The 4,846-nt window shown below is 71.6% G+C and carries 3 protein-coding genes and 1 pseudogene; 1 reads left to right on the plus strand and 3 read right to left on the minus strand.

Annotated elements, in window-relative coordinates; all coding sequences use genetic code 11:
* From BKN37_RS28975 to BKN37_RS25735, 3 genes and pseudogenes are all read right to left on the minus strand, one after another.
* Positions 1–364, minus strand: a 364-nt coding sequence (locus tag BKN37_RS28975; RefSeq protein ID WP_131823702.1) for an FHA domain-containing protein, incomplete at its 3' end; no start/stop codon positions are given.
* A gap of 41 nt (positions 365–405) precedes the next feature.
* Positions 406–2,376 (minus strand): annotated as a pseudogene (locus tag BKN37_RS25730) (ATP-binding cassette domain-containing protein); the annotation flags it as partial.
* A gap of 97 nt (positions 2,377–2,473) precedes the next feature.
* The gene (locus tag BKN37_RS25735) at positions 2,474–2,935 is read right to left on the minus strand and encodes a MarR family winged helix-turn-helix transcriptional regulator (protein WP_071029968.1); all 462 of its coding nucleotides are present in this window, start codon (positions 2,933–2,935) and stop codon (positions 2,474–2,476) included.
* Between the two features lie 72 nt (positions 2,936–3,007).
* On the opposite strand from BKN37_RS25735, the gene BKN37_RS25740 reads away from it, so the two are divergent.
* Positions 3,008–4,846, plus strand: a 1,839-nt coding sequence (locus BKN37_RS25740; protein WP_071029970.1) for an ATP-binding cassette domain-containing protein, incomplete at its 3' end; no start/stop codon positions are given.

The raw sequence follows: 4,846 nt of genomic DNA on the forward strand, positions 1-4,846 counted from the left end.
GGATCGGGCCGGTGGGCAGCTCCGAGGGCGGCAGCGGGGCTTGGGCGGGGGCGCTGACCCGGAACACCAGCCGCGGCCCGTGCACCGGGTCGCCGAGGGTGATGGCCTGGCCGTCGGCGACGGTGACCGTGGGCACGCGCACACCGTCGCGGTAGATCCCGTCGCGGCTGCTGTCGATGGCCACCCACTGGCCGTCGTCGCACCGCAGCACCAGGTGGATCGGCGAGATCGCCGTGTCCGGGCCGTCGAGGCGGATGTCGCAGCGGGGATCGAGGCCCACCGTGACGTCGGGGCCGGGGGAAAAGGCGTACTTCGCGGATCCGACCCAGACCGTCAGCTGGGCGGCGGACGCCTCGCTCGGCATGGCCACCACCTTTCGTGCCCGTCCTACGGTAACGCGCCGCGTCAGCGATGGCTGGGTAGGCGCAACCGCCAGCGCACCAACGCGGTCCACACCGCGCCGAGGATGACCAGGATCGTCATATCGGCCACCCACCAGCGCGCCGAGTGGGTCCACAGCTGATCGTGCGGGGACACCGGATCCACCGACATCAGGTCCACGGTGGACGCGGCGGCCGCAAACCCCCACCGCGACGGCAGATACCAGGACAGCTGGTCGAGCCCGGCCCGGCCGCCCAGCGGGAACATTCCGCCGGAGAACACCAGCGACACCATGATCGCCACCACCAGCATCGGCAGGATCTGCTCGGTGGACTTGGCCAGCGACGACAGCGCCAGCCCGATCAGCGCCGACACGATCGCGGTGACGGCCAGCGCGAGGAACAGTTCGACGACGGGGCTGCCGAGCACGTCGGCCCCGCGTTTCGGCGGGCCCTTGCCGAGCACCACGATGGCGGTCAGGATCGCGGTCTGAATCAGCGCGGCCAGGCTGTACACGAGGACCTTGGCGCCCAGGTACGCCGACGCCGACAGCCCGACGGACTGCTCGCGCCGGAAGATGGCGCGTTCGCCCACCAGGTCCCGGATCGTCAACGCGGTACCCATGAACACCGCCGCGACCAGCAGCACCAGCAGCAGCTCGGAGGCCTCGTCGGGGGTGTCGCCGCGCGGGTTGGCCGGGCCGAAGCCGGTGCCGCCGGGCACCGTCAGCGTCAGCGCCCCGAGGATGAACGGCAACACGGCCAGGAACGCGAAGTAGCCGCGGTCGGCGACGATGAGCCGGACCTGGCGCCGGGTCAGGCTCCAGATCTGCCGCCACCGCCGGATGCGGGCGGGACGGCCGGCCGGCTCGACGGACGCCGCCGGCGGGGGTGGCGGCGTCCGCTGCTCACCGGTCAAGTACCGGTAGTGGGCGGCGTCGGGGTCGGCGCTGACGAACGCGAAGATGTCGGCCCAGTCGCTGCTGCCCATCGCCGCGTCGATCGCGTGCGGGGGACCGGCGAACGCGGTTTTGCCGCCGGGCGCCAGCAGCAGCACCTGATCGCACATCCGCAGGTAGGTCAGCGAATGCGTCACCACCACCACGACGCGGCCGGCGTCGGCCAGCCGGCGCAACATCGACATCACCTGGCGGTCCAGCGCGGGATCCAGCCCCGACGTCGGCTCGTCGAGGATCAGCAGCGATGGGCCGGTGAGCAGCTCCATGGCCACCGAGGCGCGTTTGCGTTGCCCACCGGACAGCTTGTCGACCCGGGTGTTGCGGTGCGCGGTCAGCTCCAGCTCGTCGATGACCTCGGCCACCACCTGGCGGCGGTCGGCGGCGGTGCTGTCCGGCGGCAGCCGCAGCTCGGCGGCATACCCGAGGGCCTGTTCCACGGTGAGCTGCCGGTGCACGACGTCGTCTTGGGGCACCACCCCGATCCGGGACCGCATCGAGGCGTACTCGGCGTGGATGTCGTGGCCGTCAAAGGTGACCCGGCCCATGCTGGGCCGCTCCACCCCGCCCAGCAGTTTGATCAGGGTGGACTTGCCCGCCCCGGACGGCCCGATGACCGCGGTCAGGGTGCCCGGGCGCGCGGTGAACGACACGTCGCTCAACAACTGGTGCCCGTCGATGGTCAGCCGCAGCCGCTCGGCCTGCACGCCGCCGCTGCCCGGGGCGACCGACCGGGGCGCCAGGGTGCCGCCGGCGACGGTGAAGTCGCTGTTGCCCAGGGTCACGACGTCGCCGTCGCGCAGCATCGCCCGCTGGACGGGGCGGCCATTGACGAACGTGCCGTTGATGCTGATGTTGTCGACGATCTCCGGTCCGGCCGGCGTCGGGATCAGGGTGGCGTGGATCCGCGACACCAGCGGGTCGCGCACCACGATGTCGCAGTCGTCGCGGCGACCGATCTTGAATCCACCGGTCCGCGACCCGGCGGTCGGCATGGCCGGCAGCGTGGGTGGCTGATCATAGGGAAACATCGACGTGGCGCGCCTCACGGTTATGGGCGTCCCCCGGACGTCCGGGTTTGATCCTGAGATCCTTCGTACCGTCGCCGCTGCGACGGCGCCACCCTACCGCCGGTGATCAGGCGGTACGTGGAGGCGGCGCGGCGTTTTCCAGGAACCGGCGCAACACGTCGAGCGCGTCGGTGAGGATTTGACGCTCCTCGGGGGCCAGCCGCGCCAGTTGCGGATCGATGGCGGCCGCGCGGTCGCCGCGGACCCGCTCCAGGGTGCGCATGCCCTCGGCGGTGATGGCGATCAGCACCGCGCGGGCGTCGCCGGGGTCGCCGCTGCGGGTCACCAGCCCGGCGTCCTCCAACCGGCGCACCTGGGTGGTCATCGTCGGCTGGGAGCAGTGATCCACCGCGGCCAGATCGCAGATCCGGGCCTCGCCCAGGGCTTCGATGGTGGACAGTAACCGGGCTTGGGCCCCCGGCAGCGGCAATTGCACCCGCTGGTTAGCCAGCCGGTTGAGCCGCGCGACCACGCTGAGCAAATCGGCGCCCAGGCTGGCCGTAGTGTCCGCGGCAGAAGATGACGACATGAATCCATATTACATAGATTTGCTAACTAGACCAAGGTGGGTCGTGGCGCGGCGGCTGGCAGAATCGATGAAATGACCGCGACCGGCTCGCCGACCCCTATGCCCCGGGTTCGGTCGCTGCAACCCGGCGAACTCGCGCAGGCCTCGGTGATGGCCGCGCTGTGCGCGGCCACGGCAATCATCGCGGTCGTCGTGCCGTTCGCGGCGGGCATCGCGCTGCTGGGCACGGTTCCGATGGGGTTGCTGGCCTACCGCTACCGGATCCGGGTGCTGTTCGCGGCCACGGTGGCCGCCGGCACCATCGCGTTTTTGATCGCCGGGGCCGGCGGCTTCATGGCGGTGATCAACTGCGTCTATATCGGCGGGCTGACCGGCGTCGTCAAACGCCGACGCCGCGGAACACCGACCGTGCTGGCCGCCTCCTTTGTCGCCGGCCTGGTGATCGGCGCCCTCAACGTGGCCTCCCTGGTGGTGCTGGCCCGGTTGCGGCACTTGATCTTCGACACCATCACCGCCAACGTCGACGGCCTGGCCAAGGTGATCGAACGCGGCGCCGCCGTTCTCGCGGGGATCCCGGGTGTGCCGGATGTCGGGGCGTTCGGCGACCAGCTGCGCGGCTTTTTCGCGCTGGCGCTGCAGTACTGGCCGTGGCTGATCCTCGTCCACACCGTGATCATGATCATGATCGTCTCGCTGATCGGGTGGTGGGCGCTGTCCCGGGTGCTGGAGCGGCTGCGCGGTGTGCCCGATGTGCACAAGCTGGACACCCCGCCGGATCGCGGGCCGGTGCAGCCGGTGCCGGTGCGGTTGGACCGGGTGCGGTTCCGCTACCCGCACACCGACCACGACGCGCTGTCGACGGTCAGCCTCGACGTGCACGCCGGCGAACACCTCGCGGTCACCGGCGCCAACGGCTCCGGCAAAACCACGTTGATGCTGCTGCTGGCCGGCCGGGAGCCGACGGCGGGCCGGCTGGACCGGCCCGGCGCGGTCGGGTTGGGCCGGCTGGGCGGCACCGCGGTCGTCATGCAGCACCCGGAAAGCCAGGTGCTGGGCACCCGGGTCGCCGACGACGTGGTGTGGGGGCTGCCGCCGGGCACCAGCACCGACATCGACCGGCTGCTCGGCGAAGTCGGGTTGGACGGCTTCGCCGAACGCGACACCGGCGGGCTGTCCGGCGGTGAGCTGCAGCGGCTGGCGGTGGCCGCGGCGATGGCGCGCGAACCGGCGCTGCTGATCGCCGACGAGGTCACCAGCATGGTCGACCAGCAGGGTCGCGAGGTGCTGCTGCGGGTGCTGTCCGGGCTGCGGAACCGGCACCAGACCACCCTGGTGCACATCACGCACTACAACACCGAGGCCGACATCGCCGACCGCACCATCAACCTCAGCGACTCCCGCGATAACGCCGGGGTCGTCGAACTGGTCGGTGCCGCCGCCGCGCCGGCGGCCACCGCGGCGGGCGGCCACCGGGACGCGGCGCCGGTGATCGAACTGCGCGGGGTGGGCCACGAATACGCCAGCGGCACACCGTGGGCCAAGGCCGCGCTGCGCGACATCAGCTTCGAGGTGCACACCGGCGACGGGCTGCTGATCCACGGCGGCAACGGATCCGGCAAGTCCACGCTGGCCTGGATCATGGCCGGGTTGACGGTGCCCACCACCGGCAGCTGCCTGCTCGGCGGCCGCCCGATGCACGAGCAGGTCGGTGCGGTCGCGTTGTCGTTCCAGGCGGCCCGGCTGCAGTTGATGCGCAGCCACGTCGGGCTGGAAGTCGCGTCGGCGGCAGGGTTTTCGCCCGACGACCAGGACCGGGTGACCGCCGCGCTGGCCGTGGTCGGCCTGGACGCCGCGCTGGCCCAGCGGCGCATCGACCAGCTCAGCGGCGGGCAGATGCGCCGGGTGGTGCTG

The organism is Mycobacterium talmoniae, from assembly GCF_001854525.1.
In the GTDB taxonomy this organism is placed as follows: Bacteria; Actinomycetota; Actinomycetes; order Mycobacteriales; family Mycobacteriaceae; genus Mycobacterium; species Mycobacterium talmoniae.

Bases quoted from the DNA above. Each gene is read 5' to 3' on its own strand.
- BKN37_RS25735 (WP_071029968.1), bottom strand. From the start codon at position 2,935: ATGTCGTCATCTTCTGCCGCGGACACTACGGCCAGCCTGGGCGCCGAT.